At 58.4% G+C, this 3,328-nt stretch carries 4 protein-coding genes; all 4 read right to left on the bottom strand.

From position 1 onward, the window contains the following. On the bottom strand, nt 1-911 hold a 911-nt coding region (locus AC1D17_RS28185), incomplete at its 3' end, for an AAA family ATPase (RefSeq protein WP_477568520.1). A gap of 16 nt (nt 912-927) precedes the next feature. Continuing rightward, entirely contained in the window at nt 928-1,875 is a 948-nt protein-coding gene (locus AC1D17_RS28190; protein WP_477568521.1) for a type II secretion system F family protein, read from the bottom strand. 7 nt (nt 1,876-1,882) lie between these two features. Next, complete coding sequence (locus AC1D17_RS28195) at nt 1,883-2,842, bottom strand: type II secretion system F family protein (RefSeq protein ID WP_477568522.1); 960 nt, start codon at nt 2,840-2,842, stop codon at nt 1,883-1,885. Further along, a partial coding sequence (locus AC1D17_RS28200; protein ID WP_477568523.1) for an ATPase, T2SS/T4P/T4SS family occupies nt 2,839-3,328 on the bottom strand: 490 nt, incomplete at its 5' end. The genes AC1D17_RS28200 and AC1D17_RS28195, both read right to left, overlap by 4 nt.

Raw genomic sequence — 3,328 nt, forward strand, 5'->3', positions numbered from 1 at the left:
CGCTCAAGTGGTACGATCCACCGGTTGATGAGCGCMTGTGGCGCGACTTGCTGGCGGCCGAAGTCGTCAATGATGAAAACGCCGCCTGATGCCTTGAGATGCATGGGAGCTTCATAGACGGCCGAACTCTCGCTGAAGGTGAGGTCGAGCAGATCAAGCGTCAGTTCCCCACCGGTCTTGATGACCGGACGACGGCATTCAATCCATCGCTGATCCGCTTTCGGGTAGGGCTTTTCAGTCGCCCCGACGGCGGGTTGATGCACAGCCTCGTCATAAAAGCTGATCACATAGCCGCCAACTTCGATGGCGTATGGAACCCAGATCGTTTGGCGAAACAGAAGCGACGTTCGTTCGGCAATGCTTGTCTTGCCGTTGCCAGGTGGTCCGTAAAGCAGAATCGAGCGCCCGGAATTCATCGCCGGGCCAAGTTTCTCGATCAAGGATTGCGACAACACCAGCCCTTCGAGGCTCTCGATCAAACGCCCATGTGTGACCCGCTCGTCATGGATGGACTGCAAACCGATCTGTCGGCAAAAGGCATCCAGGGACACCGGGGCCGGCCCAACATAGTGGGATTGCCGTAACGCCGCATGCGCATACTCCAGACCTTTGGTCGAAAGCGCATACCGAATGTCGGATTTGACATCTTCGCCTGCCAGCCCCCGCGCCTCGAGGAATGCAAGTTTTACCAGTTCCTTGATCAGAAGGTTTATCAGTACCTTCGGCAATTTCATCCGGGCGGCCAGATGCGATGGCGTGACGGTATCCTGTTCGGTTGCGCATTTTGCCGCTAGCCGCAGCATGAACGAAAATTCAAGCCCGGTCTCTTCCAGGCTTGCCGGCGCCACCGGCATGCGCGGATCGAGCGCCAGGGTGAAGTCTTCACGACCTTGATCCAGTGAATACTGCATGTGGACCTCGCTTCTCTCATCCACCGGGTTTCAGGCCGGTGAGAAGGCTGACGACACGGGCGACAATGGGTACCAGCACGATGATGAGGCTGACTGGAAACAGGAACGCACCGAGCGGCAACAGCATTTTGATCGGCAGCGCGTTGGCCTTTTCCTCGGCTCGCACGATGCGAAGATCGCGCATTTCCTTGCTGTAGGAACGTAGGGTCTGGGTGACGCTCGTCCCGAGTTCCTCCGATTGGCGGAACAGCACGGAAAGCGCCCGGGCCTCATCGATCCGCAATCGTACCGCCAGGTTGGCCAGGGCATCGCGCAAGCGGCGCCCGCCGCGCACCTCCAGCATCATGATCGAAAGATGCAAACCGAAATCCCGCCGTTTGCTGACGAATTCCCGTGTGACGCGGTTCGCCGCAGCCTCGATGCTCATGCCGGCGTCCAGGCAAACGACCAGCATGTCCATGAAATCGGGAAAAAGGCGCCGGTACTCCCGTTCCTTGGCTTCGCCTCGCCGGTCGATATAGATATTGACCAAGATGAAGGTGATGCTGGCGGCAAACATCGCAACGATCAGTATCGACAACCTCGCCATTTCGGGAAAGAAGCGGTCGATGGTCCAGACAGCACCGACCAGCACGGCAAGACATATGAGCGCGCGGAGTATTTGGAACGTCGTGACTGCGCTGGCGCTGAAATATCCGGCACGGATCAGGCGGTTCTGGGTGGAATTGGCATTGGTGTCGCGCCGGGTGATCTCGAAGTAGCGGCGGATCAGACGATTCTCCGCGTCACCAAGGTCGGCAATGGACGCGTCGCCAAAGGGCGAGTCTTCAGCCCCCGCATTCGTCGCGGTCTCCGAGAGCCGGACACCGACCTCGCGTCGCCGGAAGACGAGTTCTGAAGCGGCGGCTGTAAAGATCAGCACCGAAAAAAACACGATGAGGTATATTCCATATTCACCGAACATTGCAGCCTCAGTACTCGAAGTGAACCATCTTATAGAGAATGATATTTCCGACGGTCATTACGGCCAGCAACGCCGTGACGACGATCGTTCCGTAGCCGCTCTCCCAAACCGGATCGAAATAAGTCGGCGAAATCAACTTGATCATTCCGTAAAGAAGGAACGGATAGGCCGACATGAATATCGCCGTGATGCGCCCCTCCGACGAGATCGCCTTGACCTTCGCTTTCAACATGAACCGGTCACGCAGCGTCTTCGAGAGATTCTGCAGGATCTCGACGAGATTGCCGCCGGTTCCAGCCTGCACGCTCAGCGATATCGCCAACAGGTTGAGGTCTTCCACGCCCACGCGGTCGGTAAGATTGACGAGCGCGTCATCCATCGTCACACCATAGGTCAGTTCGTCCGACAAAAGGCCGAACTCTGTGCCGATGGGATCAGGCATTTCGCGGGCGACGAGGGCAATCGCCGCCGGTAGCGGATGCCCGGCTGCAAGGCTCCGGTTGGCAACGTCCAGCGCCTCGGGAAGCTTCTGGGTAAACTTGCGCATCCGGCTCGCGCGTGCCCGCCAGACAACGAGGACCGGGATAAGAAAGCAAACTGCGACGAAGATCGGAAGCCGTATCAAGTTGCTGGGCACCAGAAACTGAACGATCAGCCAGACCAACAACATGCCGGCTATCGCATAGAGCGAAAATCGCTTCGCGTCGAACTGGATGCCCGACTGCGTGTAGAACTGCCTGAGCCGCTGCATCAAGGGGCGCGACCGCCAGTCTTCATCAAGGCCACGCTCTTTCAGCATGTCGCGGTAAGTCTTGCGATGATCGCCGCTTTCATCAAGCAGGCTCAAGCGATGATTCACCGCATTGTGCCGTTCGGATGTCCTGAAGTAACTGCGCAACAGGGCTTCGACGGAAATCAGCGCTGCGATGAATACGGTGCCATAGAGCAGGAGCAGGGTCGGCGTCATGATCTCGCTGGCCCCGTTTGCAATGGGGTACCGGGATCGAAGATCGCTGCGGGGACAACGATGCCGATCTCCGCGAATTCTTCGATGAAACGGGGGCGAAGACCGGTGGCGCGAAACTCCCCGCGGATGCGGCCATCGTCATCCGTGCCGGTTTTCTTGAATTTCATGATCTCCTGCATCTGGACGACTTCGCCCTCCATGCCGGTGATTTCGGAAATCGAAACGATCCTGCGGCTGCCGTCGCTGAGACGCTGAACCTGGACGATGAGCGAGATCGCGGACGCAATCTGTGAGCGGACGCTGAGCTGAGACATGGGCATGCCGGCCATGCCGATCATCTGCTCGAGCCTGCCAACGGCATCGCGCGGCGTGTTGGCGTGAATGGTCGTCATCGATCCCTCGTGACCGGTGTTCATCGCCTGCAGCATGTCGAAGGCCTCTTCGCCGCGCACTTCGCCGACGATGATGCGATCCGGACGCATGCGC

It is taken from the genome of Pararhizobium sp. P1_E7, assembly GCF_056405855.1.